The sequence below is a fragment of the Stieleria tagensis genome, assembly GCF_024129865.1.
Classification (GTDB): Bacteria; Planctomycetota; Planctomycetia; order Pirellulales; family Pirellulaceae; genus Stieleria; species Stieleria tagensis.
On record NZ_JAMYFE010000112.1, the window covers coordinates 31,643 to 58,274 of the forward strand.

Annotated in this window: 20 protein-coding genes; 9 read left to right on the forward strand and 11 right to left on the reverse strand. The window is 56.7% G+C overall.

Features of this window, described 5'->3' with window-relative positions; genetic code table 11:
- The first annotated feature begins 291 nt into the window (after positions 1–291).
- Positions 292–3,840 (forward strand): hypothetical protein, encoded by a 3,549-nt coding sequence (locus NHH03_RS23955; protein ID WP_253160502.1) that lies wholly within the window; start codon positions 292–294, stop codon positions 3,838–3,840.
- A gap of 90 nt (positions 3,841–3,930) precedes the next feature.
- Here NHH03_RS23955 and NHH03_RS23960 read toward each other — a convergent pair whose 3' ends face one another.
- From NHH03_RS23960 to NHH03_RS23975, 4 genes are all read right to left on the reverse strand, one after another.
- On the reverse strand, positions 3,931–5,157 hold the full coding sequence (locus NHH03_RS23960; RefSeq protein WP_253160504.1) for an SHD1 domain-containing protein: 1,227 nt from the start codon (positions 5,155–5,157) through the stop codon (positions 3,931–3,933).
- Between the two features lie 337 nt (positions 5,158–5,494).
- Positions 5,495–6,703, reverse strand: coding sequence for an SMI1/KNR4 family protein (locus NHH03_RS23965; protein WP_253160506.1), 1,209 nt, complete (start codon positions 6,701–6,703; stop codon positions 5,495–5,497).
- Positions 6,704–6,825: 122 nt separating this feature from the next.
- Positions 6,826–8,259, reverse strand: coding sequence for a BamA/OMP85 family outer membrane protein (locus NHH03_RS23970; protein WP_390895621.1), 1,434 nt, complete (start codon positions 8,257–8,259; stop codon positions 6,826–6,828).
- 125 nt (positions 8,260–8,384) lie between these two features.
- Positions 8,385–9,734 (reverse strand): BamA/OMP85 family outer membrane protein, encoded by a 1,350-nt coding sequence (locus NHH03_RS23975; RefSeq protein WP_253160510.1) that lies wholly within the window; start codon positions 9,732–9,734, stop codon positions 8,385–8,387.
- Positions 9,735–10,183: 449 nt separating this feature from the next.
- On the opposite strand from NHH03_RS23975, the gene NHH03_RS23980 reads away from it, so the two are divergent.
- Entirely contained in the window at positions 10,184–11,080 is an 897-nt protein-coding gene (locus NHH03_RS23980) for a diacylglycerol/lipid kinase family protein (RefSeq protein WP_253160512.1), read from the forward strand.
- 102 nt (positions 11,081–11,182) lie between these two features.
- Here NHH03_RS23980 and NHH03_RS23985 read toward each other — a convergent pair whose 3' ends face one another.
- From NHH03_RS23985 to NHH03_RS23995, 3 genes are all read right to left on the reverse strand, one after another.
- Positions 11,183–12,919 carry a Y-family DNA polymerase gene (locus NHH03_RS23985; protein WP_253160514.1) on the reverse strand — a complete coding sequence of 579 codons (1,737 nt, stop codon included), beginning with the start codon at positions 12,917–12,919 and terminating at the stop codon, positions 11,183–11,185.
- On the reverse strand, positions 12,837–13,892 hold the full coding sequence (locus tag NHH03_RS23990) for an ImuA family protein (RefSeq protein WP_253160516.1): 1,056 nt from the start codon (positions 13,890–13,892) through the stop codon (positions 12,837–12,839). Before NHH03_RS23990 ends, NHH03_RS23985 begins: the two co-directional genes overlap by 83 nt.
- A gap of 244 nt (positions 13,893–14,136) precedes the next feature.
- Complete coding sequence (locus NHH03_RS23995) at positions 14,137–14,403, reverse strand: hypothetical protein (protein WP_253160518.1); 267 nt, start codon at positions 14,401–14,403, stop codon at positions 14,137–14,139.
- 7 nt (positions 14,404–14,410) lie between these two features.
- On the opposite strand from NHH03_RS23995, the gene NHH03_RS24000 reads away from it, so the two are divergent.
- The 5 genes from NHH03_RS24000 to NHH03_RS24020 all read left to right on the forward strand — a co-directional run bounded on the left by NHH03_RS24000 (position 14,411) and on the right by NHH03_RS24020 (position 18,785).
- Positions 14,411–14,554 (forward strand): hypothetical protein, encoded by a 144-nt coding sequence (locus NHH03_RS24000; protein WP_253160520.1) that lies wholly within the window; start codon positions 14,411–14,413, stop codon positions 14,552–14,554.
- Positions 14,555–14,603: 49 nt separating this feature from the next.
- A complete protein-coding gene (locus NHH03_RS24005) occupies positions 14,604–15,020 on the forward strand; it encodes a hypothetical protein (protein ID WP_253160521.1) in 417 nt (138 codons plus the stop codon).
- 6 nt (positions 15,021–15,026) lie between these two features.
- Positions 15,027–16,241 carry a PDZ domain-containing protein gene (locus NHH03_RS24010; protein ID WP_253160523.1) on the forward strand — a complete coding sequence of 405 codons (1,215 nt, stop codon included), beginning with the start codon at positions 15,027–15,029 and terminating at the stop codon, positions 16,239–16,241.
- Positions 16,238–17,425: an A/G-specific adenine glycosylase gene (mutY, locus tag NHH03_RS24015; protein ID WP_253160525.1), complete on the forward strand. Its 1,188-nt coding sequence runs from the start codon at positions 16,238–16,240 to the stop codon at positions 17,423–17,425. Before NHH03_RS24010 ends, mutY begins: the two co-directional genes overlap by 4 nt.
- Before the next feature lie 73 nt (positions 17,426–17,498).
- Positions 17,499–18,785, forward strand: a complete 1,287-nt coding sequence (locus NHH03_RS24020; RefSeq protein ID WP_253160527.1) for a cytochrome-c peroxidase — start codon at positions 17,499–17,501, stop codon at positions 18,783–18,785.
- A 30-nt stretch (positions 18,786–18,815) separates the two neighbouring features.
- Here NHH03_RS24020 and NHH03_RS24025 read toward each other — a convergent pair whose 3' ends face one another.
- From NHH03_RS24025 to NHH03_RS24040, 4 genes are all read right to left on the reverse strand, one after another.
- Positions 18,816–19,532, reverse strand: a complete 717-nt coding sequence (locus tag NHH03_RS24025; protein ID WP_253160529.1) for a response regulator transcription factor — start codon at positions 19,530–19,532, stop codon at positions 18,816–18,818.
- Complete coding sequence (locus tag NHH03_RS24030) at positions 19,533–21,230, reverse strand: sensor histidine kinase (RefSeq protein ID WP_253160531.1); 1,698 nt, start codon at positions 21,228–21,230, stop codon at positions 19,533–19,535.
- A gap of 10 nt (positions 21,231–21,240) precedes the next feature.
- The gene (locus NHH03_RS24035) at positions 21,241–22,644 is read right to left on the reverse strand and encodes a vWA domain-containing protein (RefSeq protein ID WP_253160533.1); all 1,404 of its coding nucleotides are present in this window, start codon (positions 22,642–22,644) and stop codon (positions 21,241–21,243) included.
- A gap of 138 nt (positions 22,645–22,782) precedes the next feature.
- Positions 22,783–24,966, reverse strand: coding sequence for an Hsp70 family protein (locus NHH03_RS24040; protein WP_253160535.1), 2,184 nt, complete (start codon positions 24,964–24,966; stop codon positions 22,783–22,785).
- A 223-nt stretch (positions 24,967–25,189) separates the two neighbouring features.
- Between NHH03_RS24040 and NHH03_RS24045 the strand changes: the two genes are divergently transcribed.
- Together NHH03_RS24045 and NHH03_RS24050 are read left to right on the forward strand one after the other, a co-directional pair.
- Positions 25,190–25,699 carry a hypothetical protein gene (locus tag NHH03_RS24045; protein WP_390895622.1) on the forward strand — a complete coding sequence of 170 codons (510 nt, stop codon included), beginning with the start codon at positions 25,190–25,192 and terminating at the stop codon, positions 25,697–25,699.
- Positions 25,689–26,621, forward strand: a complete 933-nt coding sequence (locus NHH03_RS24050; RefSeq protein ID WP_253160539.1) for a sugar phosphate isomerase/epimerase family protein — start codon at positions 25,689–25,691, stop codon at positions 26,619–26,621. The genes NHH03_RS24045 and NHH03_RS24050 overlap by 11 nt, the downstream gene beginning before the upstream one ends.
- Positions 26,622–26,632 lie beyond the last annotated feature (11 nt).

Genomic DNA, 26,632 nt, shown 5'->3' on the forward strand with positions numbered 1-26,632 from the left:
TTGCCGTAGCGCGATCGTAGCGGTGGCAGGCAAACGGGGTCAAAGAAAAAAAGCCAGCGGCCAGCCTGATTCTTGTGACGCGAGTTGCCACGCCGGCCAGGCGTTAATCCTGCCATCATAGCCGCATAACGGATGGCTCGGCAACGCTACCTGTTGCCCAATCTCCCCGCTCGTGTTCCGCTCAGTGCTGGGCACGGCAGTGACCGGGGCACGGCACGACGACCGGGTCCGTTTCGTTTGCTATCCTGTGTCCGTTTCCTATTCGATCAGTCTCTAACCGCAAAGATTTTTATGTCACTCCTTCGTGAAAATCTCTCTCTCTACAAGGATGCCGGCGAATTACAGCGAGCTCTCGGTTGGGACAAGTCGCTTACCACCGATCCGGCAGAACGCAAAAATCTTCGCACCTACCTGGTGTTGCAATTGGCGGCGGCAGGATTGTTGCCACCGGATGGTCAGGTGGCAGACTCGATGACGGAGTTTTCGAGTGGGATTTTGGACAGCATGCGCGAAAAAACGCGGCTGCTGGCATCGCACCGAGCCCCGATCGATTCACGGATCGAATCGTTTCTTGCAAACTATTTTGAAAGTGAATTGGGCGACAAACCGCTGCGTCTGCCCTCGCCCACGCTGACGTTGGACCGGCATGGGATGGCGCGCGAGTTAAGTCTGCCGATCAACGGCGACGAATTCTCCACGGACCTGGTCAGTTCCTACCGCTGCAGCAACGGTGTGTTGAACAACCCCCGAGCCGATCGTCGCACCACGGCTGGTACGTTCCACGTGGTCGAGGGTGGTTTGCCGATTCCTGGGGACAAGCGGGCCGTTCCCAAAGAAGTTTTCGTCAACCTGTTCCGCGCTGCGATGGCGCCGCCGGAAGACACCACGTTGTTGCCCTACACGGCCAACGCAGCGGAACCCTCGCACACCTGGGTTTCATTGATGTTACGACCGCTGGTTTGCCCCGCGGTACCAGGGTTTTGCGAAGCCAAGTCGATGGAGACTCGATTTTTTGCTCCCGGCACCTTGGTCAGCAATCTGGATTTCGTCGAATCAATTTTTGGCAATGCCGGCGATCCATTGATTCCCGACAACGACGCGGGATTGGACGTCAAAGCCTGGACCGGGCACACCGGGTGTGTGATTTTGGCACCCCATTTGACGAAGCTGACCAAAAAGGAACTGGGGTTGCCCCATGAACGCGACGCTAGCGATCGCCAGCGTGCCGACCGAATGTGTTGGACCGACGAATCGGAACCCTACAATGATGGTTCGGCGTTCAAATTGACTTGCCGTGACCGAAACGGCGTGATCGTGACGCTGATCGCCGACAACTACTACGGTTATTGCAAAAAGGAAGTCAAGACGCAGATCAGTTATTCCTGCAACCTGATGGGGCGCTGCGAAGAGGAACATGCCGGTGGCGCGCTGGCGTTTCCGTCGTATTCACTCGGCGAAGAATTCCAGGTCGACAGCCGACGTTACAACGGTCGCACGTTCGACGACATCGCAGCGGCCTATCCAGAATTTGTCGATGCAAAACCGGAAGGCTACGGAGTCGACAAGAACGATGCTTCGATCATCTACATTCCCGAAGATGCCAAAGCGACGTTGGCCGAGCGCTGCATCAAATGGAGTCGTGATGGCAAGCAGCATCGCATCCCGTTGTCACCCGACGAGATTTACATCACGCCTAGCGGCTACAAAATTCGCTTAGAAAAACACCCCAACGCGCCTTCATGGCGACTGGTGGGGACGGTCGGTGAAGGCATATTCTGTCACAAACCCTGCACCGTCAGTGGTGGTGGTAAAAGCGAAATCAGCAAGAGTTTGGACGACTACATGCTGTACGGTCCCATTTTTATTGGTGACCGCGACAAAGACTTTGCCAAGTTGGACGAGATCTTTGAACGCGACTACTCCGACCGTTGGTCGGATTCCTACGAAGGCCGCACGGACTACACCGAAGGCCCCAGTCGCAAGGTTCTGGATCACACCCGCAGTTTGGGCAGTGTGATCAAGTTGCTGACCCCTTCGCCCGAGTACAACGACGCTTACAATCAATGGCTTGATGGCATCCCCGCCCACGTCTATTCGATGGCGTTGATCATCAAACGATTTACCAAAGCCAATACCAAAGCAAATTGGAAAGATCGTTTCGGTGTTGATATCGTCAATGGTTCACCGGGACACGAATTGAAGCTTGGTGATCGAACGCTGGTGGGGACCTATCTGCGAGTCGGTTTGGACGACAACCGTTGGCGAACATTCAAACTGCGTCAGGACTTCATCGCGGCGGCAAAGGTCCAGCGTGAAGACGACATCAGCGCCAGTACCGTGGCGCCAGCCAATGTCATCAACGACGTCGGCAAAGCGGTTGAACCGGCCGGCAGTTACAAGTTCGTCGAAAACTGCGAGTACCGATTGTTTCAGCGTCCTGATGATGCGGTCCACCGTGGATTGGACAAACAAACCGAATGGGACCTGTCCCAGCCCGGAAACTTCATCAGCAATTTCCAACCGTTGTCGACGGACGAAGTCCGCGAGATCGTTCAAGACGCGATCGAATTCGACAAGTTCACCGGGCCGATGGAACATCTGTTGAAAGATGCCGTTCTGCACGGCGACAGCTTTGTCGTCAGCACGGCGAATCCACGCCTGATCGACGGCCAGATGACAAAGAATCCGCGTTATCTGCAAGACCGTCCCGACATGGTTTATGCACGCGACGCATATGTGGCCCGGCGTGGGATTCAGTTTTATCGCAAGCTGAAAGCCGATGAGCCGATTCAAATTCCCGTGGCAGCGGTTTTGGGCGGCCGTCGAAACAACCCGCCCGAAGTAGAAAAGGCGATTCGTTCGCTGGCCGTCTATTCGCCGTTGCACTATCAGGAAATGCCTGAACTGGTGATGGATTATCTGTGTTCGTTGACCGGGAAAAGCCCCAGCACGACCGGGGCAGGCAGCGAAGGGGCGCTCACGAAAGGCCCATTCAACGCATTGATGCCATCGACCGACATGAACAACATGATTGTGTCGATGATCCTGACGGAATTGGGCGGGTTCAGCACGGCAGCCGGCCACATCGGGCCTCGCTTCCAGGTTGGTCACGACATCTCGTTGTTGATTCCCGAAGTCTGGTGTCGTCTGACCCCGGAAGAACGCTGTCCGAAGAAGATGATTGCTGACGGAATGCTGGAGAAAATTGAAGACTTCCAGCACAACGGCGTGACGATCCCAGCGAGTCGTTTGGGGTATCGAATCACTAAACGGTTCGTGCGCACCTACATGGCGCGCGTCTTTGATAATCCCAGTAAAGTCTTCAGCGACGAAATCTTGCAGCCGGAAAAACAAGATCTCGAATCGTTTGCCGATGGCATCTTGCACATCGCCGAAGCGCAACAGAAAGTCGCGCAGCGGTACATGGAAGATGGCGGCTACGAACTGGCCAGCCCGCCGCTGCGAGCAATCGTCAGCATCTTGGCGACCGGTGAGTTCGAAGGCAAAACGATCGACGATCCGCAAGTTCGTGAGCTGTTCACCCGTGAGAACTTGTTAGCGAGCGACTGGTACAAACGGCGGTTGCTGGAACAGCAAGATCGTGACGTGTTGCACTGGAAAGACTTTGTCGGTCGATTGGAAGCACAGATCCAATCGACGCCCGCCGATCGTACCGCAGCCAACTTGGATTTGGAGAGTCGGTTGCAGTACGCCAAAGCGATGCTGGATGAAGCTCAGCAACCCGGCTATGTCGACAGTCTGGTAGGGACCATCGGTGCCGACCCGATGCGAGTGGCCGCTAACGATCCGATCCTGGCTGACCGCCTCGCCGGCGTCTAACGCCACTCCGCAGCGAACAATCGAACGCCGCCCGTCTGGCTGGCCTCTGTGCGAGGCCGGTTGGGGGCGGCCGGTTTTTGAGGGCGGCTGCTATTGCGGTAGCGCTGGACCACCCTGAAACATCGTGGCCATCGCGATCACACCACCGAGGGCTTGGTCGAACTCTTCTTGAGTGCTGGCGTTGAGCAGTGGATTGAGATTGGCGTCAATCATTTGAGTGAACGCTTGAGTGGCGGCTTCCGTTTGCCCCCCGTTCGCTTTCATCTGCGCGCGACTTTCCTCCATTTGTTTTTTCAAGTCTGCGGCTAGCGAAGCGCCTTTCTCCTCCCACACTTTGGCTAGTTCCTGAGGGATCCAGCGGCCACGGTATTGTTCCATTTCAATTGTCTTGGTGGTACCGTCGGGTTGAGGAATCGAGAGGGTGCCATGAAAGGCATCGGTTTGCTGAACCTGAATTTGGGTGGTGTACTGTTGGATCATTCCCGGTGGTGCGACCGCCGCCAACGCATGCAGATGACCTCCGATTCGAGGCCCGTAGTAGTTAGCCCAGTCGCGAATCGAATGTTCGGTCAACAGTTTCATATCGGACAGTGCGGTGAATGATTCATAGGCCAGTCCGGTCAGCGGATCATAAACCTGCGTGATGATTTGTTTGGCCTGTGGTGGGGCCATCGCCAGTGCAGGTGTGTTGAGCACAAATTGTTTCTTGCGAATTAGAATCTCGCAGGCCTTCATGAAGCCGTCAGAGATCGGTTGATAGAGACTTTGCTGTTCGACAGAGGCTTCTTGAAGTGTCGATCGCACTTCGGCACTATCAAAACCTGCGCGGATGTCCTGCGGCAAGGCATACCACAGCACTTCGGGATGCCCGGCCAACGCCTGTTCGGTGACAAAGGTTACCGTTTGTTGGAGGGATGCGTTTTCTGGGAACGCCGGCATCGGCGGAACGTTTGGTGGCGTGGGAGCGAAATCTGGCTGGGCAAGCGAGGACGCAATCGGTTGGGTTGTTTCGCTGGCCTGTGCATCGGCCGGTGCTGCGTTTTGTGCAGCTTGATACAACTGCTGTGCCCTCGCGCGACTCTCGGCACTTAACTTCGCGATCGGGACTTTGGCGACCACACCATCGCTGCGGCGCAGGACCACCGCGGTGCCTTCGACGCCAACATACTCCGCTTCGATATTAAACTTTCCACTGATGTCGCTCCAGGTTTCACCGTGCAGGGAAGCGATATCGCCCAGTCCCACGAGGATTCCCAGGCACAAACATCGCGTCAGGCAGGGGCCGATCGGTCGCAAGAAAAACTCAGCTAAAAACATCACACAAACTCGCAGCAAGGGATCAAAGTTAATTCAAACGATCCAGTTAGATTACCAGACAGGGAGTGATGGCAACGCAACCGAGTCATTTTCCCGGCTCAATCGTTGCGGATTCAGGGCGCGATCGATGGTTGTTGATTTGAGATCTGAGGCATTGTTTTTTTGTAACCCGACGCGTCAGCGAGGGATCTGGCTAACACCCTAAATCTCTCGCTGACGCGTCGGGTTACCATAGAAGCGCAACTTCAAAACTGACGCCTCGGGTTGCAATAAAATGCGCAGCGTCATGACCCTCCCTCGGGAGATCAGACGACTTCCCACCGATGTGTCACCAGCATTAGATGCCGTAGCGATCGCGGAAGCAGTTGCGATGGGTTTGGGCGAGTTCGCTTTGCGCGACTCGGCCGGCGGTTTTCGAGGTGACGGTGACTTGATCGAGCAACTCGGCGAACGCGATCATCGGTTCGGCGCCTAAATCCCAGCCGGCGCGGAACCACAGGTCATGCGCGGTCGCCGGATCGGCTTTCGCAGCCAGTGCGGCAAAGTGGCTGCGAACTTGTTCCCGCCGCTCGTCGGCGTTGGGGCACGAGAGTGCGTTCAGATAGGTTTGTTCGTCCGGATCGCTGGACTGGTACGCGAGTTGGATCAGTCTCGCCGCCGAGAATTTTTGGCCGTCGCCATTGAACCCATGTGTGCGGACGCGAACGGTCTGGTCGGTGAAGATCGAGCATCGCAGTCCATGGCGATAGGCATCAATCGCGGCGGGAACGTCATCGGATCGTTCTAATGAGTATCCCAGCAGATCCCAGGCCCATGCCAGCAGCGGCGTCTGCCGAGTCACCTGCCTGCACTGTGAATGGACGCTGTCCCAATCCTGTTGGGCAAGGATTTGTTCGCTCGTGAGCCCGGTCAATTGCTGGACCAATGCGATTTGCGACTCGGTCATCAATTGATTGTCCAACAGGGACCGTTGGACTTGGTCGTTTTCGGTCGCTGACCAAGCGTCCAAGATCTCGTCGCTGATCAATGGGTTGGCCAATGCATCGATGACCAGATGGCAGCGCACTGCGGGCAGGCAGAGATGGCGCTGGATCAACGCTTCGGCCAGTTCATGACCCGACAGGGTTTGCAGACGTTCGGCATCGGTCGGTGTGACGGAGTCGCGTTGCAGTTGTTCTAGCGCCCAGGTGTCTAATGGGCCCTCGGCTGGATCGCCTGTCGCGTTGGACGCGTCGTCGATAGCAGGGATGGCGTGGTCGCGAATACTGCCGGGCAGACGCTGACGGAAACTATCGAACAAGATTGCTTCGGCCAATGAATCGCCCCAGGGAATCCAGTCACCACCACCGTGGTACCAATGCACGATTTGGCTGGCACTGTTATCCGCTCGAAATCGCAGGCACAGCCAGTCGCCCATTTGATTGCCTAGGATTGGCAAAAAATCACAGGGCATGAGCGCCGGCCAAATCGCCGCCGGGGCGTTGCTCAACAGTTCTTGTGGGGAGATTGCGGCGGTGAAACGATGGTTCGTTTCGGACGGCGTCACTCGCCACAGTTCTTGGTCGAACCAGCGCTGCAGGTCTTGGGAAAAAGTGCATCGATACCTGGTCTGGATCTGCTGAGACCACGAACCGGAGGCACCGGGTGAATTAGGCGGCTGGTGCAAGGTTACCGAATCAAACTCATGTAGAAGCTGAAAATTCGCTCGTCGTCGAAATCGGCCTTGGCGACAGGGACGGCAAAATCGAATGCGAGCGGTGCCGGTCCGAGGGCCGGAATGGCAACACGTAGCCCCAGGCCAGGGGCAACACGAAACGTATCTGCATCCAGTTTAACACTGCTCTCGACCGTACCGAAGTCACAAAATGCGACTCCACGAAAGGCATCGTCGGCGGTGATCGGGAACATGTATTCGACGGAATTCAAAAATTGGAACTCGCCACCGACCTCGACCCCGTTGACGACCGGGCTGGCGCCGCGGAAATCAAATCCGCGAAGCGTGGCATAACCGCCGGCGAAAAAGTTCTCGAACACCGGGGTGTCTTTGCCGCTAAAACCAAGTTGGGTGCTGTATGAAATCGTTTGTTTCCCACTGCCGTCGGCACGTGAGGCAAGCAACCAGTATTTACGGTACTCCATTTCCAGTCGCGAATATTCAAAGTCACCGAATGTTTCTTCGAATTTCAGGTTGAAGTAATGGCCTTCGCTGGGCTGGATCGGACTGTCGCGAGTGTTGTGAGTCAACGAGATGTTGCCCGCATACAGTTCATTGTTGCCTTCCAGGGCGTTCAGTTCAGGATCGCCGCCATTGGGTTTGCGAATGTCGCTGATGTCAACATTTTGGCCGCCGATGCCAACCGACAATGACAGGTCGGGTGTGATGCGATAGCCCAGCGAGAATTGTCCGCCCAATCGGTTTTCGCTCCAGTCATTGAAGGCGCGATCGTACAGAAATCCGCTGGCCGAGAAACTGATTGGCAAGTAGCCGAACAGGTTGGGGTCGGCGAACTGCATGGTGTAGCGGTCATACTGACTGCCGGGCGCGGCTTCCAGTCGGAACGTCTGGCCGGCACCACGGAATGCGGTTCCACCAAACAGGTCTCGAAAAGAGCGTGGCCAACGCATGATGTCAAAGTTGCGTTCGTCGATCGTGATCTGTCCCGTCACACCGGCGTCACTGTTGACGGCACCACCGAGCATGATACGCCCGGTCCGCGCCGGAAATCCGTTGACGATCAAATCGGCAACGCGAACGTTGGGCGTGTAAACCGGATCGGTAGCGATCGGTGGAAACGCCGTGCCGCTGCCGGGAACCGAGGGGGCGGGAACGATGGTTTGTTGTGTGCGTGGTCCGAACTGCGTCGGCGGAAACGTTGCCTGCGGTGTCGGCTGATACGGTTGAGCCGGCGGCGGGCTCAGGGTTTGTGGGGATTGGGTGTAGGGGGTCGCCGGTTGGTAGGGCGTGATCGGCGGCGATTGAGCGGACGGCGGGTACTGCGTGGCCGGCGGATATTGTGTGGCCGGCGGATATTGGGCGTGGACCGTTGCGGTGCCGGTCCATGTTGCCAGCGCAGCGACCATCACCCGCGCTGCGGTCGACATCACACCAGCGGCGCGAGGGGTGCGTTTCGGCAATTCGATCGGGTCCATCCGGTATGATTCGCTTGCGAGAGGTTGATTGGTCGGGTCGGCCGCCGTCAGCGGGCAGGGTTGGTTTGACAAGTGCATCAATACGCGTCCTTGCGGGGTTCAACGATGATGTCCGGCGGGTCCGCGATTTGGGGGTTGGTTTCCAGCAGTTGGCTATTGGTCAACCGTCGCTGGCCGATTTCCAGCAACCGACGGTCGATAAAGTCACCCTCACGCATTTCCAACATGTTCAGCATCACGGTTTCACGCATCAGGTGCGGTTCGCCTTCGATGTTGACACGGATTTGTCCAATTTTCCAACGATCACCCTCGTTGATTTTGTAGACCAGGTCGACCGTGTTTTCTTCATCACGCATGACCGTCTGCGGTTTCACGTCGGCATAGATGAAGCCCAGTTCACCGTAGCCGTAGATGATTTCTCCGACGTCGCGTTTCATGATCGAGCCGTCAAACATGTCGCCGGCTTTGAGTTCCAATCGCTGGCGGAGCGATTGCTCGGTGACAAACTGGTTGCCGATGATTTGCACGCTGTTGATTTTGAACCGTTTGCCTTCGTTGATGACAAACGTCACGCTCAGCCATTTTCCGGTTTCGTCGTAGGAAATTCGGCGGCCGACGGTGGCGGTCAGGTAGCCGAGGTTGTGATAGGTGGCGGCTAAGATGTCGACGTCTCGATCGATCTTGGCGATGTCGGCGACGTTCGAAATGTAGTAGCCGAGTTTCATGAACGGGCCACGGCTTTTGATAATCTTTTTCAGCCGCGCTTCACTCAGAATCGAATTGCCGAGTACGTTGACCGATGCGATCCGTTCTTTGGGGCCTTCGTTGATCCGAAAGATCACCATGCCCGGTTGGTCTTTGAACCCGATCGTCGACGAGATCGCGACCTGATTGAAGCCTTCTTCTTTGTAGTAGTCGATCAGTCGTCGGCGGGCCGATTCGATCGAGAATTCACTTAGCGGGTCTTTGACTTCCAACCCGGCGCGGCCTTTGAGATCGCGGTCGTTGACGCGATTGTTGCCATGGAATTCCAGTTGCGTGATCGCGGGGCGTTCGTGAACGACATAGGTGACTTCGACACCGGCCGGCGTTTCTTCGGTTTTGAAAGTGACGTGATCGAACGATTTCATTTCGTTCAGCCGGTGGATGTCTCCCAACAGCACTTCACGGCTGTAGAAGCGTCCTTTCTTGGTCTGCATTTTTTGCAGAATCACGTTTTCGCTGATCGTGCGATTGCCAACGACGTTGACCGACGCGACGATCTTGTCACCTTTTTCGCGTCCGATCGGCAAGGCGTCTTGATTGTGTATGTGGTCGCGAAATTTTGCCCGTTCCGCTGGTCCGGGCGCTCCGCCGCCCCCGCTGGGCCCGGCTTGGGCGCCGCCCATCCCGGGACCGCCAAATTGTGCGGTTGCCGAAGAATTCATAGCAATCATCCCCACCATCACGGCAAAGACGTAAATTGCAGGGCGCAATAACGTATGGCGAATGCCAATCGCAGCGAATTGGCGACGAAAATGGGGGAGTCGCTGTGTCATAGGGCGAGAACAAACCGTTTCGACGAGGAAAACGCGATCTTCCATTCGCGTCAAAGGCCTCGCGCGGTGCGTGGCCGGAGGACGTGGTACCAACGTGGACGCCGTCGCGACAAGGCAGATTCTTGAGACAGATTGCCCCGGAGAGCCTAAATTTGGCAAATATTGATCGTCCCCAGGGGCTCCATGAGCCTAGCCGCCCGTGCGCTTTTCACTCGCCAACCGGCCTGGGCAGAGTCGGTTTGAACCCTGGCGGGCCCAGCTACGAGAACGGGAAACATTGCCAGTGAATGTGCGACGATCCTTCCTCTCTCTCTGCAAACCTGATCGATGGAATCCGAATGACTGCTGATGTGCTCCTGTTCACCAGCCCCAAAGCCGGCAGTGGTGCGGCCAGGCAGCAGATTCCGCGGCTGATCGATCGATTGGATGCGGCAGCGATACCCAACGCGGTGGTCGGTTGCCCAAAATTGCTGCGAGAACTGGTTGATGATCGCCGCCAGCAGGGGCTTCCCCAACCGGTGGTGATCGCGGCCGGCGGCGATGGGACACTCGGATTGGTGGCATCACACACCCAAGCCGACACTCCGTTGCTAGCGATGCCGATGGGGACGGAAAATTTGATCGCCCGGCACTACGGCCTGTCCAATGATGCCGACGCGGTGATGAAAACTCTCGCGAGCGGTCGGACCATGCAGTTGGATGCCGGGCTGGCCAACGGGCGACTGTTCTTGATCATGGCGACCGTCGGGTTTGATGCCGATGTGGTTCGACGCGTGCACCTGAAACGCAAAGGGCACATTCGTCGCTCGCACTATTTGAAACCAATGGTGCACAGTCTGGTTCGCTATCGATTTCCTGTGTTGCGGGTTTTGTCGTTTGATGAAACTGATCAGTGCATCGCCCGCCGCCAAGTCGGTTGGGCGATGGCGTTTAATCTGCCCTGTTACGCTGCGGCGCTGAAGGTCGAACCGGGGGCGATCGGCGACGACGGCCAATTGGATTTAATTACATTCGCTGGGCGCGGCATTGTCAGCGGGCTGTGTTACTTGGCCGGTGTTGTCGGCGGGTTTCATCATCGGTTTGCAGATGTAGATCGCTCGCGTGTGACCCGTTTGCGAATCGAATCCGATTGCCGTGTGGCATATGAATTGGACGGCGACTATGCCGGACGGCTGCCACTGGAAATCAAGATTTTGTCCCATCGGGTACGATTGATGATTCCCGCTTCCCCATGAACTACCAGTGAAATCGCGAGCGGGCAGGCGGGGTTCGTGATGCGTCAAACACAAAACTTAGGCTTTGATGCACCACTCGGGCACGGATGGTTCCGCCGATCGTTAGGAGAATCGGCCGTGCAAAAACCACTTGCCGTCCGTTGCCAAATCACGAAAGATCCACCACAGGTGCCCGCTGTCGGTTTCCACGCGGTAGTAATCGCGACGGACCGAGGGACCGTCCCACCAACCGGTTTCGATTCGTTCGGGACCCCAATAATAAACGATTCGGTGCAGGCGACCGCTGAGTTCGAACGACGGCAGTCGGTCTTGAAGGGAGGCGGTGTTTTGTCGTCCAGAGGCGGTGCTGTTGGAGGCCGGGATGGGGCGCAGCGGCAGCGGGCTGCGCAGCAATTTCATCGGACGTCTGCGAGTGTCGTGGCGTGTGGGCGCGGAATAGAAATGCCGACTTGATGCCCGGTCGTCGTCGGCAGTGCGATGGACACGACGCTGTTTCGATGGCAACCGTTTGAGTGCTTTGCGGGTCTGGTGATCGGTCAAGCAATAGGTTCGATAGGCACGTTCGGGCAGTGGATTGTCACTCAATCGAATCCCCAGCACGGCGTCACTTCCCAGTCGGCCTGACAGGGTATCGATCAGCCGTCCCAGCGATTGCTTGGATGCCGAATCTTGTCCCCAGGCATCGGCTTCGTCTTCGTTGGCCTGCGACGATGCGAACAGCGACTGTTGCTGGGTTTGAAGCGTTGCGCTCTGCAGCACCGTCAGTCCGATTTTGCAGATCGGCGATGCCAGCGACAACGATTCGATGCCCGACTGGATCAGCCCTTGGATGTGTTTTTGATCCAGTGTCGGGGCAAACAGACCGACCACGGTTTTACGTCTTGTTTGGTCGGCAAGTCCGAGATGGCAGACCAGTCTGAGCGCCCCGCGTCGACTGGCGCTCAGACTGGCGATGACTGTTGCGGTCAAACGATTGACGCGATCAGCAATGATCGACAAATCATCCGTCGGATACTCCAACGTCGTGATGGATTGGTGCTGTTGTTCGGCATGGTAGAACCGCAACGGAACGTCGACTTCACCCAGCACTTCGGCGAGACGCCGGACGATCCCGTCGCCGAGTCGCTGTGCCAGCCCACCGCGCGGTAGACGCAGCAGGCCGCCGATCGTATCGATCCCCAATCGATCGAGTGTGTGTTTGGTTTCCGTTTCGATTCGCAACCCATTGACCGAAAGTGGTTGGATGTCAGCGATTAAATCGTTCGAAATGAAGTTTGCGGAGTGGTTGTAGTGAGCCAACGCCCACGCCGCGGCGGCGTTGTCGGCGATTGCCAGTTGGCCCTCCCAACCGAACGTTTGTAAACAGCGACGCGCGGCGGCCAAGATGCCGGGTTCGCCGTCAAACAAATGGGTCACGCCGGACAGATCGCAAAACAAGGTGTCCGGTTCCAACAGCACCTGCCCCGCCCAACGCCGTTTGCCCAGGGTTTCGATCGCGACCAGCGGACTGAGTTCAGATTGTAGGTTGGCGGCCAATTGATCCAACGCTACCGAATCGGCCACCGGATCATGTTCGCAGACGACCGGTGGCAGGCTGTCGTTTGTGGCAGCGCGGCGGATTTGGGAAGTCACCAATTCGGTGGCTTGGGCGATCGCGATGCCGACCCGTACGCCCAACTGACTCGCCAGCGGGCAGCAGGCAACCACCAACCGGCCGCGGCGCGGATCGTTGCTCCACAAAATGACCGGCGCGGAACTAGGAAGCGACCGATCGTTGCGGTCGTTTCGTCGTCGTTGGATTGGCCAGTTGCGAAGCCAGATGCTTAGCAGCCGTTTCATGCCGCGATGTTTTCGAGGGGCGTGTGGTAGTGGAGGTCAACGGGCGAATGGTCGCCGAATCGTCGATCTGGATTTCAATCTGTCGTCCCACGATTCCACCGCGGACACGATCCAGAGTGACCAAGTGGGTTTCAAAATCGCTAGCTTTCGAATCGCTGGCCGTGGTTTGCCGGTGGCTGCGTTCGGACATGCGGTTACCAGCCGAACGTTTTTTATCCGCCACATAAAATTGGACTTCCGAGAAACTGGGTTTGCCGCGGGCATGAAAACCACGCACCAACAACCCCGGCGTACGGCCGGTTTCGGCAGCCAATTGCAATCGCCGCGCGTCGCGGTCGTCGACCCGCATCGGTAATGTCGCCCACACCGCTGCGGTGGCACCGGATCGCAAGGATTGGTCGATCGCCCAGATCGCATCGGCACCACCGCGAGGCCGCAGCACAATCATGCGCTCGCTAGGCACACCCAATGCGACGGCGGACGGGGGATAAAATGAGCCGTCACAATCGACGATCACCAGCGGGCGATCGGGAACTTGACGCAGTCGGTGGGCGGCAGAGAGCATCGCCAACGTTCCCGCCGCGGCGCTGTCGTGGGCGGCGATCCAGTCGGTCAGAGTCGCCCGGTGTAATCCGCCGCCGGGTAGCCAGCTGTCGATCGCTGCACAGCCGGTCGAAAAATTCGCTCCATCGCCGCGCCGCGCTAGACTGACACAGCCGACTTGGGAACGCAGCGTTTTGAGTACCGCTGCACGATCCGGTGGGCGCGCGGGAGCGTGACTGGGGACACTGTCAGGGCTGGGGGCACTGTCAGGGCTGGGGGCACTGTCAGGGCTGGGGACACTGGCAGGCGTGATTGCCGGTTCGGCTACGGTGGCGACCTGGTCCCGGCCACTGCTGGCCCGTTTATCGCGGGGGACACTGCTGGCGCGGCCGGCGGCATCCATGAACGAGAAAAATTGCTGGTCTGCCATTACAATTCGACAATGCTGGTTCCCACAAAGAAGGCTGCCTCCATGCAAGCATAACGAATGCTAGCATTTTATTCTCTGTTTTTTTCGACCGTCCCCACTGTCAACGGATTTCTGTCCCTCGGATTGATCGGCCAACCCACTGACTGGTCACGATGAATGATGGCGCGAATTCGCTGGTTTCTGATCATTTCGGGCGTGTGGGTGCAGGTGGTTTTTCGCTTGCCAACACCGAGCGCGTGCCGGTTCAGATGCCGCTGTTGTTCTTTGCCAAAGTCCCGTTGGCACGCCGCGCGGCGATTTCTTCCCGGCGTTTGGCGACCAGCTGGTAGCGGAGTAGGACCAGGCGGGCCAGGTCCCCCATTCGTTGGGGTTCGCCGTCATTCATCGGGTTTGCCGCCGGAGTGGCCGCGGCGATGGGGCTGACCACCGGGGCGCCAGTCAGCGGGGGGCTGCTAACCAGTGGTGTGGGGCTGTTGGAGACCAATGTGGTGGGCGAATCGAAAAGCATCATTTGGGTCATGGCAGAAAACTCCGGCGAAACAGTCCAATCAGGTTTCCCGGCAAGCGATGTCTCACCGGGTTGGCTGAATCATCGCGATGCCGATGACACGTCCGGTCACACGCCCGAGCGGACTCTGTGCGAAACGCTCCGGACCGGCTAGAATGATCCGATAAACGACTCCCCTTACACACCGAAGAAGGCTTTTCAGCATGGCAGCCGCCGACGCCGAAGGAATTGATTTCAAAATCTCCGAGGACGACCAAGACGAGCACAGTTTCGTCAGCATTTGGAACATCGCCTCGGCGACATGCGATGGAAACTTGGAAGAGACCCGCGCGCTCTCGTCAAAGTTGCTGAACTTCTTGTGCAAACGTGATTGCGATTTCGTGGTCTGTAGCTCGGCCAACATCGAGTACCTGGACGAAAAATTCGAATCGGACAACAAGATCCTGTACGATTGGAAACCTGAAAGCGAGCATGTCGACATCATCGCCCAGCACGCGGAAGTCCCCGGCAAAGCGTTCATGTCGTTTTTGAAAACGCACAAATTCAATCCAGCGACCAAGTACAACCCACGCCGCGCCGACCGCGTCGAATGGTTCAACGATCGCTGGTGTATCGGCTGAAAATCGATGGCAACAAGCAGGCTCGCTGGCATCTTTGATTCCACCTCGAACTCTGCGTATGCCCGCCGCATCGCTGTGACATATTGGTTGACGTTCTGGTTGACACTGTCTCTGCTGGCGGTGGGTGATGCCCAATCCCAACCGCCCACGGCCACCGCTCCCACTCGCACGCCGCGTGAAGAGCGGACGTTGGACTATTGGGCCGAACAGCTTTCACATGAGCGATATCTGCGCCGCGAATCGGCGCAGCGACATTTGGTCGCCGGCGGCCAGGCGGCGGTGCCGATTTTACGCAAGGCTCTGCAGCAGGGAGATTTGGAGATCACGCAGAGCGCGATTTCGATTCTCGCCAAGATCGCTGCCCAGGAGCAGCCCTGGAAGACCGATGGTGCTTTGGCGGCTCTGGAGTCAATCGCCGAATCCAGTTTTGGCTCCAAAGCCACGTTGGCCCAATCCACGCTGACTTCGTTTGCCGAATCACGTGGCCGCGAAGCACGAGTCCAGTTGGCCGCTGCCGGTGTTTATCTGGGCACAGAAATCGTCGCTTTTGGGTCTCGCAGCCGCGAGCGCCCGATCGCACGGATCGACGACCAATGGGACGGCAATGTCGATTCCCTGGCTTGGTTCCGTTGGCTGGGGGACATCTCATTCGTGGTGGTTGATGGCGCCGCTGCAACACCCGACGTGTTTCAAGCGATCGTCAAGATGCCCGATTTGACGACTCTGGTACTGGTCGACTGTGAATTGACGGTGCCGATGATCGAGTCGCTACAGCAGCGAAAGCAGATCAATGAAATGGAATTGCGATATGTGCGTTTGAACGACACGCTACTGGATGCGCTGGTGAAAGTCCGATTGCGTGAATCACTGTACTTGATGGGAACCGGCGTCACCGCCGATCGGGTCGAACGGTTGCGAGTCCAGTTGCCGGGATTGGAAATCACACATCGTTTGGGCGGGTTCTTGGGCGTGGTTTGCACGACCACGCTGGAAGATTATTGCCAGGTCAACGAGGTTCGGCCCGACAGCGGCGCGGCGTTAGCGGGATTGCAATCCGGTGACGTCATCATCCAGATCGACGACGTGAAAATCCGTCGCTTTGATGATCTGCAGCGACAGATCAGCACCCATGTTCCCGGCGATGAAATTGCGATCCGCTTTCGCCGGGAAAGCCAAGTGCTCGATACGTCGGCCAAGCTGGGCAAACTCGAAGATCTATGACGCAACGTTCATCGGCCCAAAGCCGATCCAACACCGCGTCGGACGTGGACCCACCGCACCACCCGGATTGGCGTGGGGCTCGCTGGCGCAGTGATTTGCGGCGCAAATTGCTGAAATGGTTTTCGACGCATGCTCGCGAGATGCCATGGCGCAGCGATCCGCAACCGTATCGTGTCTGGGTCAGTGAGATCATGTTGCAACAGACACAGGTTGCGACCGTGTTGCCGTATTTTGAGCGCTGGATGGAATCGTTCCCGACCATTGCGGATCTGGCGACTGCCGATGAAGCGAATTTGATGCGTCATTGGGAGGGCTTGGGCTATTACCGCCGCGTTCGATCGATGCATGCCGCGGCCAAAATGATCATGCTGCATCACGACGGCGTCTTTCCACTGGATTACGACGACGTGTTGAGTCTGCCCGGTGTGGGGCGCTACACGGCTGGCGCGGTGTTGTCGATTTCCAACGATGCCAAATTGCCGGTCTTGGAAGGCAATACCCAGCGTGTCTACAGCCGATGGATCGGCTTGCGTGTGCCGCCGGCCGACAAAGCAGCCAACGCCCTGTTGTGGGAATTTGCCGCCGCCATGTTGCCGCGCCAACACAGCGGTCAGTTCAACCAAGCGGCGATGGAATTGGGGGCGCTGGTTTGCACCCCCAAAAATCCCGATTGTGACAACTGTCCCGTGTTGGCTCATTGCAAGGCCGCGGAGCTGGGTTTACAGGCGGAGATTCCGGGGAAAATCAAACGTGTCGTTTATGAAGACCGGACCGAGTTTGCCTTGTTGCTCAGCCGTCGCCAGCGCGGCGTGACGACCTACTTGGCGCGACCACTGCCCGACGGCGGTCGCTGGGCGGGGCTGTGGGATTTTCCACGACCGACCGAGGTGGCAACCGATTCGGTGGATGCTGCGGCGCAGTGGTTGTCTTCACAAATCGATGCGGATGTTCAACCCGGTGTGCGACTAAAAACATTGCGGCACGCGGTCACAAAATACCGAATCTCACTTCATGTCCATCAAGCCAGTCTTAGCAAACCGGACGCAGTCGGGCCGGGCCAGATCAGTGCCCCCTGGCGTTGGGTGTCGCTGCAGGAACTCGATGCATTGCCGATGAGCGTCACGGGGCGCAAAATCGTAAAATTCCTTGCCACCACTAGCCAACCCATTTTGCCGCTGAACTAAAGTCTGTTGACAGTTGATCGCCTCACCTCACTTTCCCGCCACTTTCCCACCCCTCCCAAAGGCCCCTTTCACTATGTCTAGTCGAAGTCGATTCCGGTCGCGAACCATCACCCATTTTGTCACTTCGGGGCTGATTCTTTCGTTCAGTTTCGCATCGGGGCTTGCTTCCGAACCGGCATCTGATTCCCCTGCCAACGGCACACCGGAAACGGTCACGCTGGGCAGTGACGAATCCTTGTTGGCGGGCATTCCGGGCGAAGGCAAATTGACGATGGAACAAGCCATGCAGTGGATGTCTGACCCGGCGCGACACGCCGAACTGTCAGTCACACTGCCCAAAGGAATCGACGGCGCCAAAGGCAACATTTTTATTCCCGCCGACAATCCGTTGACGCGAGCCAAAATTGAACTCGGACGCCAACTGTATTTTGACACGCGATTGTCTAACGACAGCACCATCTCCTGTGCCTCCTGTCACGACCCCGCACAGGGCTATGGCGCGCAAACTCAGTTTGGTGTGGGCGTGCGTGGACAACAAGGAAATCGTAACTCGCCGGTTTCCTACAACCGCATCATCAGCCAAGCACAGTTCTGGGACGGTCGCGCCGCATCGCTGGAAGAACAAGCCGTGGGTCCGGTGGCCAATGCGATCGAAATGGGCAACACACACGAACAATGTGTCGCCGATTTGGACAAACACCCTATCTATCGAGCCGAATTCGCCAAGGTCTTTGACGATGGCGTGACAATTGACAATGTTGGCAAAGCGCTGGCCGCGTTCGAGCGGGCATTGGTGACCGGTCCGGCGCCGTTTGATTTCCAAAGTGATCTGGATCGATTCGAAACGGTTTACGCCGACGACTTGGAGTACTTGGATGAAGATCCCGAGTTGAAAGAACAATACGACGCTCTGAAATCGGCAATCGCGGCCAATCCGATGAGCGAATCGGCCAAACGCGGGATGAAACTCTTTGATACTAAGGCCAACTGCGCCGCCTGCCACGCGGGTGCCAATTTCACTGACGAACAGTACCATAACTTGGGCGTCGCAATGGATGTCGAACAACCCGACCTTGGACGTTTCGAAGTCACCGGCGAAGAAAAAGACAAAGGTGCGTTCAAGACGCCGACCTTGCGCAACGTCGCTTTGTCGGCGCCATTCATGCATGACGGTAGCCAAGCCACGTTGGAAGAAGTCGTCGCGTGGTACAACAAGGGCGGCCATCCAAACCAGTGGCTAAGCGACAAAATGAAGCCACTGAATCTGACGGACCAAGAACAGGCCGATGTGGTCGCGTTTATGAAGGAAGGCTTAACCGGAGCTTTCCCAAAAATCCAAACCGCTCGTCTACCTGAGTAAGAAATCAGATCGGGCGGCGTGCTGTTGGCTTTACGTCGGGTCGCTCGATTCGAATCGATAGCCGACGCCGTAGACGGTTTGGATCACGCGAGGTTGTTTGGGATCTGATTCGATTCGTTTTCTAAGTTGGCTGATCGTTTGGTCGATGGTTCGACTATTGGGCACGTGGTCATCTTCCCAAGCCGATCGAAACAGGTCGGCTCTGGTGACCACTTCGCCCGGTCGTGCCGATAGGGTCTGGAGAATCAACACTTCACGGCGCGTCAGTGAAATGGTTTCACCGCCGCGCCGCACCCGCAACTCACGCGGGATGACTTCCAAGTCCGCCATCGTAAACGGAGCGTCGCCCAGTGGGGTCACCGGTGGCATTGCCGAATCGCCCAAACTGCGTCGGGCAACGGCACGGATTCGCGCGATCACTTCTTTGGTTCCAAACGGTTTGACGATGTAATCGTCTCCGCCCAGTTCCAATCCGACGACTTTATCGATCTCTTCGGCTTTGGCGGTGATGAACAGTATTGGCATGGTCGGCGATTGACTGCGGAAATACTTGCACAGGTCGTATCCACTGATTCCTGGCATCATCACATCCAGACAGGCGATGTCCGGCATTTCGGAATCGAATAATTCTTTGGCTTGTCGGCCATCGGCGGCTTCGGTGACCGCATAGCCCTCCCCTCGCAGCACTTCGGCTAACGCGGATCGTGTGTTGGGATCGTCTTCGGCGACCAGGATTTGATGCGGCATCTAACCAGCTGTTGGCAAGTGGAGTGGATCCAACGGCAGCGTCAGTTCAAACGCGGCACCGCTTTTGTCCGATTTTGGTAACAGCACCAGACTGCCGTCGTGTCGCCTTGCGGCGCGGCGGGCGATCGTCAATCCGATTCCCGTGCCACTGGGGGCCTGGATTGAATCGTCCAGCCGTTCGAAGGGGCGAAACACTTTCTCGCGATGCAGCGCCCCGATCCCCGGTCCGTCGTCTTGGACCAAGATTCGCAGTTGATCACTCGTTCGATCAGTGGACGGCAATACGGTGCATTGGATCGAGCAGTGACCGCCTCGCGGAACATATTTTTCGACATTGCTAAGCAAATTAACCAGTACCAATTCGATCACGTCGGGATCGACCGCAACCAGGTCGTGACATTGGCAGCTGGATTCAAGTGACAGACCGGCAGCGACAAAACTGGGTTCAAATTGCGCTGTAATCCCCTGGATCAAATCCGCCAGGTCGGTGGGTTGTTTGCGAACACCAACCCGCTTTCCACTGGGGCGAATCATTTCCAGTACACCGGAAACCAATCGTTGCAATCGCCGGCTTTCGTGATCGATGACCTGCAGACGTTTGGCCAAGGAACGCCGCGCCTCTCCATCATCCAACTGTTCTAAATCGGATTCGGCTAGTTCTGTGTACAGCCGAATATTGGTCAGCGGGGTTCGCAATTCATGAGAGACTTGACCGGCAAAACTCACCCGACTTTTGGCGCTGGCGATTTGTCGACCGACCGAGGTCAACACGTACGCGCCGACCGCCAGTACCAGCAAACCGATTCCCGTGAGTGATAGGATCAATGGAATCATCGTGGCCTGGGGCAACAGGGACTCGTCCACTTTCAATTGAAAATGCCAACTCGCAAGCGGAGTTGAAAGTTCAGTGTCCGCCAATGGTTGCGACTGAGCGTTTTTCAGATCGCCCCAGCGATAGATCACTCGTTTGGCTTCGTCGAGCAATGCAATGCTACCGATCGGCGTGTTTGAAATCGTTTCCCCTGGCGATGGCCGATCACTTGCATCAGAACGTTGATTGTCCAGCGCGGCCGCACTGCTGGAGTCATCGGGAAGTGCGGCGATCAAATCGGCCATCCAACGACTGCGTTGCAGCAGAATGCCGACCGAACCGCCGTTTGGAGAGAAACGCCAGTAGATGACCTGGGCGCCATCGCCCATGTACCACTGTTGCCAGGCGGACTGAGCGGTCAACGCCGCCGTTGGGGCAAGCTTGCCGCGGGACAGTTTACCGCTGGAAGCGGGTTGCGAATCAGAATCGCCTGTGGACAACGGGCGGGCATCGATCATTGCCGGCAGAGCGGCTTCGACTTCGGCTGCGTCGGCACCGTGCAAGTCGTCTGCCAACGGATACAGTAACAAGCCGTCGGGATTGACAAAAATCCCTTGTCGCACGATCGGTTGCTCACGCCGTATTTGTCGCAATGTTTCCAGTAGGGGCGTTGGAGATTCCAGTGCGGCGTCCAATTGCCTGGCATAGTCTGCAAATAATTCGACGACCAATCGGTCGGCGTCAAACAGTTGCGAAGAGAGCAGCGTGGTCAAATTTTCTTTTGCCGCCGACTGATTTTCTTTCACCGCACTCGCACTCATCCAGCCCAACAACACCAGCGGTGCAGCAACCAGCAAGAGGAGTGCGAGGAACAAACGTCGTGGCATCGCGCGAAAGCTACTTACTCTTGGCGGTTTCGGGTGCGTCTACGCGATACTGTTGCTGAGCAGCGTTGTTTGTCTGCTCATACCGCATCGCTTTCCGCGAGTAATTCCATTTCGTGGGGTCTTGGATGATCAGCGATTGGTCACGGTTGAGCAACGCATTTCGTTTGACTTCCTTGACCAGTTCAACATCCAACCAGACACCGTAGTCCGATTCTACCTTTTCCAACGTTTCACAGTTGGCACGCAGTAGATCCTGCGCTTCTTTGACTTTGCCGGCATCACGCAGAGCCGTGGCGCGAACATTTTTTTCATTGGCAATCTGGATCGCACAAAACGCATAGGTCTCTTTGTCGCGATTCTTCTCGACCAGTTTCGCATCGTCACTGAATCGGACTTCGATGTTGCTGGAGAGTTTGTCCGTGGTCTTGCTAAGCATGTTCTGATACGAAATCGTCACATCCGCCATGGCGCGTTTGCTGCCCGACTGACCCGGATCCACTTCGACTTCGATCACAAAGTAACGTTGTTGGCGTGCATACAACTGCGCCAGTGGAATGTAGATGTCTTGACCACTGATATCGGCTTTGGTGTTCAGCACACGAACCGGCCGAATGCCTTCGCCGATTTTGGCATGAATCTCGAAATCAGTGGCAACCACACTCATCAAATCATTGAATTCCTGTTGGAAAACGGCCACCAAATCAGCGGCTTGTTTGACAAACAGGTGATTGCCGCTGCCGGCTGCCGCCAATCGACTCATCAGGTCTTCGTTATAGCCCAGCCCTAAGCCGAGTGTGCTGACACTGATTCCCTCTTTGACCAGTGACGCCCCCAACTGTTCCAGCTCACGTGGGCTTTTGGGGCCGACATTGGCTTGTCCATCAGAGAGCAGGATCACGCGATTGACAGAATCACTGTCGAGAAACTTTCGCACCTCTGCGGCGCCCTTGCTGACACCCGCGAACAACGCCGTGCTGCCACCGGCTTTGACCGACTGGATTTTTTCGATGATCGATTCACGATCCGTTGCTTTGGTGGCCGGGACCAACACGGTCGCGGAATCGGAATACAAGACGATGGAAACGATGTCATCGTCTTTCAATCGGCGGACGGCTTCGATCGCAGCGTTACGTGCTTGATCGATTTTGTGTCCGCCCATCGAACCGCTCTGATCGATCACGATGGCGGTGTTAACCGGCGGTCGTGATTGCGATTCGGGAACGTCAAACCCGGTCAGTGAAATGCGGATGAAGTTGGTTTGTTTCTCGTCGGCCAACATCGTCGGATTCGAGGCACCAACATCCAACACCAGTTGTTCGGCGGTCGCAGTCGGCAACGCTGTGCCCCAAGTGCAAGCGACCAACAGTCCGGTGGCAAACCACCTGGAGGCTGATTTCAATTCATTAACGAACATTGTTCCATTCCCTTTGTCGTGTGAAAGCCCAATCAAAACATCGTCTTGCAACAACGTGCAAGTAGCTACTTCAGTAAACGATGATTAGCCGGTTCAATGGTCTGATTGGGATCAAAACAATGTAAAAGGAATGTCAGCCTACTTCTTTTTGCGACTGAAAAAACCGCCTTGCTTCTTGTCGCTGGTTTGTTTTTGGGGTTCGGATTTGTTTCCCGCCGTGGGTTTGGCTGGCGAATCCGTCACGATCATCGGGATGTCAGCAGACGACGGAGCGGGTTTCGCTGTGGAACCACCTAGGGCTGCCAGCATCGCCAGATCGTTTGAGTCGGCTTTGACCGCGGGCGCTGAATCTTTCGGATCCAGTTTCAATTGGGGTTTTTCTTTGATTTGATTCGCTCCGCTGCCGGCAGCGGTTCCCAGCACATCGGGTAGCACGACGGGCGCCGTTTTTTTCTCGCTGCCACCGGGGTTTAAAATGGCGGCAAAGTCCGGCTGGTCGTCGCTCGGTTTGGGATTCGATGGCACCGGTTTGGCGGACGCGGCGGCCGGATCGGGCGTGCGGGTGGCCGCAGGCGATTGCGTTTTGGGCTGTGAATCGATGGCCTGGGGGGCAGCCACCTGGGGTGTTTTTGTGGACGGCTGTTGGATCGTTTCGGCCGCGGGTTTGACGGCGTCGGCGGGTGAGAAATCAGGCTGCTCGCTTGTCGCTTGGGAAGCATTGTCGTCGTTGTCCTCCACCGCGTTACTGGCGACAACCGCGGCTGCCAAATCCGCCAACATCGCATCACTAAAGCCCTCGCTCAGTCGCGTGGTCCAAATTTCGATGTCTTCTTCGCTCAGACCCGAGGCGCGATCGAGTGTCATTTTGATCTTGCGGTCAACTTCTGGCAGCGAGGCATGCACCGTCAATCGTCCATCGGCGGTGTAGTCGAAGCGGACGTCGACGTTAGTGCCTTTGGGCGTGCCGCGGGGAATGTCATCGACGACACATTTGCCAATCTTCGTCGCATTGGTGCCGCGATCATCACCGCCTTCGACGATCTCAATTTTGACATTGGCTTGGTTGTCCGAATGCGTGCGGAAACGGACCTTCTTTCGTGCCGGCAATCGACTGTTGCGGGGGATCATGATTTGTCGGCGTGGTTTGCCGCTGACCGGGTCGACCGCGAGCACCCCCAGATCATGCGAATTGACGTTGCTGACAGAAATGCCGTTGGCTTGGGAATCACCACCGGACAACAGCATGCCCGCATACAAGGCCGCGCCATGACTGACTGCTTCGTCAGGAGACAGTGAACGATCCAATTCCATTCCACTTAATCGTTCCAGTTCATCGCGAACCATTGGCATCCGCGTCGAACCGCCGACCAAGATCAGACGGGTTAAATCGGGCCAACCGATACCGGCATCGTCCAGTACCAGTTGAACCGTCATCAATGTTCGTTCCACCAAGTCGTCGCAGCGTTGGGCGAATTCCTGTTGTGCGAGTTCGGTGCGCAATCGTTTCCCATCATGGGCAAACGCGACCGACACCGAGTCGCGTTGCGTCAACGCGTGTTTTGTTTGGTTGGCCTTGCGCACGAGTTCCTGCATCGCTTGCGGGTCTTCACGCGGATCCACCCCGTGCTCTGCCTGGAACGCTTCGGCGATGAAATCGACGATGCGGTTGTCCCAATCGATGCCACCCAAGTAAACGTCGCCGGCGGTTGCGATGGTATTGAAATGCCCGTTTTCGATCTGCATCACCGTGACATCAAAGGTGCCACCGCCCAAGTCATAGACCAGCACGGTTTCGCGCCCGCTGTCCTTGCCGTCGGCACTTAGAAACCCTTGCTCGACGCCATAGGTGATCGCCGCGGCGGTGGGTTCGTTGATGATGTCCAGCACGTCCAACCCGGCCAATCGTCCGGCGTCTTGTGTGGCTTTTCGACAGGGCTCGTTGAAGAACGCCGGGACCGTGATGACCGCTTGACTGATCGGCCCGAGTTTCAGTTCCGCGTCGGCTTTCAATTTACGCAGCACCAAGGCCTGGATGACTTCGGCGGGAAGATTCTTGCCACGAATTTGTTTTTCGTAATAGGCTTCGCCGACATCGCGTTTGGCATACAGCGCCAGCCGATCCGGTTCCAGCAAGCCGGCTTCGACCGCTTCGATCCCAACGATCGGACGCCGTTGATCAAAAAAGACAGCGCTGGGGGTCGTCAAATCGCCCTCTGAATTTCGGATCGTTTCCGGTCGGCCGGTGTCATTTAAATACGCGACTGCGGAAAACGTGGTTCCAAGATCGATTCCGACCGCAGGCGGTGGCTTGGTTTGAGTCATAGAGAGCAAGCAGTGGTTGAGCGGAACGAAGGAGGAGACAGCGTCTTTAGAGAACGCTGGTGGCATCAGATTGTACCCGTGTTGCCACCCTGCCCATGAAATCAGATCTGTACCCCGGCGTCAGCCACTCGGATCACAATTTTCGCGTCCGGTTTCGGTTAGGATTGTGATCACAGTGCGGCGAGGTTTTTCCCGATGTCGATCCACCGAGACGTCACCAATGATGCAATGGCCCCAGCTACCGGATTACGGATGTTTTCTGCGTTGGCCGGAAAACGGTCAAAGTTTTATTCATCCGGACGATGTGCCCATTGCGACGCGATTGATCCCCAGCCCACGGGTGCTGAAACGGATGTCATTTGACGGCACCTACTACCACTATCGCTATGGATCGTTTCGGTTTCGGTTGCGACCGGCGATGTGGTTGAGTGTGCGTGATGACGGAATCGACATCGGTGACCAGGTCGAAACGACGGGATTGGGGTTCGAACGGGAACGGTTCGTCGCGTCGGTATGGGGCATGTACTACGTCAGCCGCAAAGGCTGTATCTTGTACCGCTTGCAGCGAGTCGAACGAGTCGTCACGAAGCTCTATTCTGCCGATCAGTTGCGTTTGTTGACCAACAAAGCCACTGTGCGGCCTGCGACAACCCACTATCGTGCGCCACAATGGGATGGCAGTGGCAGCACTGTCCCCGATCCCACTGTCAACGATCCCACCTTTGACGAGTAAATTTGAAATGCAATTGGGCTACGTTTCGGCGATCCTTCCCGACGCTGACTTAGAAACGGTTTTTAAAACCGCGGCAACCATCGGCTATGACTGCGTCGAAGTGATGTGCTGGCCGCCGGGCAAGGCCACGCGGCGCTATGCCGGGATCACGCATCTGGACACCGAATCGTTGGATCAAGCGGCGGTCGATTCGATTTGGGAGTTGATGGAAGAAACGGGCGTCTCGATTAGCGGACTCGGATACTACCCCAACGCGCTGTCGCCCAATGAAGATGAATCTGCGCAGGCGGTTCGCCAAATTCGCAACGTCATCAAAGCCGCGGATCAACTGGACATTCGCACCATGACCACCTTTATCGGTCGCGATTGGAGCAAGAATGTCGACGACAATTGGCCGCGATTCCTCTCGATCTGGAAACCGATCATCGAGTTCGCCGAACAGCACAACGTGCGTGTGGCAATCGAGAATTGTCCCATGTTTTTTACCAACGATGAATGGCCGGGCGGTAAAAACCTGGCTCACTCGCCGGCCATTTGGCAGCGAATGTTTGCCGACATTCCCAGCGACCATTTTGGATTGAATTACGACCCGTCACACATGGTGTTCCAACAGATGGATTATCTGGCACCATTGAAAGAGTTTGCCGACAAACTCTTTCACATTCATGCCAAAGACGTGCGTGTCGACCGTCAGCGGCTCGATCGTGTCGGGATATTGGCCAACCCTAACGAATATCACTCACCTAAATTGCCGGGGTTGGGCGATGTCGATTGGGGGCATTTCTTTTCGGCGCTGACCGACACCGGATACAACGGGCCGGTTTGTGTGGAAGTGGAAGATCGTGCTTACGAAGGGTCCGACGACGATGTATTGCGAGCGCTGCTGCAAAGCTTCAATTTTCTTCGCAAGTATGTCGTCTAATGATTTGGTTT

Excerpts from the sequence above, each read along its gene's own strand:
- NHH03_RS23955 (WP_253160502.1), top strand. The coding sequence starts at position 292 with ATGTCACTCCTTCGTGAAAATCTCTCTCTCTACAAGGATGCCGGCGAA.
- NHH03_RS23960 (WP_253160504.1), bottom strand. The coding sequence starts at position 5,157 with ATGTTTTTAGCTGAGTTTTTCTTGCGACCGATCGGCCCCTGCCTGACG.
- NHH03_RS23970 (WP_390895621.1), bottom strand. The coding sequence starts at position 8,259 with ATGTCGACCGCAGCGCGGGTGATGGTCGCTGCGCTGGCAACATGGACC.
- NHH03_RS23975 (WP_253160510.1), bottom strand. The coding sequence starts at position 9,734 with ATGAATTCTTCGGCAACCGCACAATTTGGCGGTCCCGGGATGGGCGGC.
- NHH03_RS23980 (WP_253160512.1), top strand. The coding sequence starts at position 10,184 with ATGACTGCTGATGTGCTCCTGTTCACCAGCCCCAAAGCCGGCAGTGGT.
- NHH03_RS23985 (WP_253160514.1), bottom strand. The coding sequence starts at position 12,919 with ATGAAACGGCTGCTAAGCATCTGGCTTCGCAACTGGCCAATCCAACGA.
- NHH03_RS23990 (WP_253160516.1), bottom strand. The coding sequence starts at position 13,892 with ATGGCAGACCAGCAATTTTTCTCGTTCATGGATGCCGCCGGCCGCGCC.
- NHH03_RS23995 (WP_253160518.1), bottom strand. The coding sequence starts at position 14,403 with ATGATGCTTTTCGATTCGCCCACCACATTGGTCTCCAACAGCCCCACA.
- NHH03_RS24000 (WP_253160520.1), top strand. The coding sequence starts at position 14,411 with ATGGCAGAAAACTCCGGCGAAACAGTCCAATCAGGTTTCCCGGCAAGC.
- NHH03_RS24005 (WP_253160521.1), top strand. The coding sequence starts at position 14,604 with ATGGCAGCCGCCGACGCCGAAGGAATTGATTTCAAAATCTCCGAGGAC.
- NHH03_RS24010 (WP_253160523.1), top strand. The coding sequence starts at position 15,027 with ATGGCAACAAGCAGGCTCGCTGGCATCTTTGATTCCACCTCGAACTCT.
- mutY (WP_253160525.1), top strand. The coding sequence starts at position 16,238 with ATGACGCAACGTTCATCGGCCCAAAGCCGATCCAACACCGCGTCGGAC.
- NHH03_RS24020 (WP_253160527.1), top strand. The coding sequence starts at position 17,499 with ATGTCTAGTCGAAGTCGATTCCGGTCGCGAACCATCACCCATTTTGTC.
- NHH03_RS24025 (WP_253160529.1), bottom strand. The coding sequence starts at position 19,532 with ATGCCGCATCAAATCCTGGTCGCCGAAGACGATCCCAACACACGATCC.
- NHH03_RS24030 (WP_253160531.1), bottom strand. The coding sequence starts at position 21,230 with ATGCCACGACGTTTGTTCCTCGCACTCCTCTTGCTGGTTGCTGCACCG.
- NHH03_RS24035 (WP_253160533.1), bottom strand. The coding sequence starts at position 22,644 with ATGTTCGTTAATGAATTGAAATCAGCCTCCAGGTGGTTTGCCACCGGA.
- NHH03_RS24040 (WP_253160535.1), bottom strand. The coding sequence starts at position 24,966 with ATGACTCAAACCAAGCCACCGCCTGCGGTCGGAATCGATCTTGGAACC.
- NHH03_RS24045 (WP_390895622.1), top strand. The coding sequence starts at position 25,190 with ATGCAATGGCCCCAGCTACCGGATTACGGATGTTTTCTGCGTTGGCCG.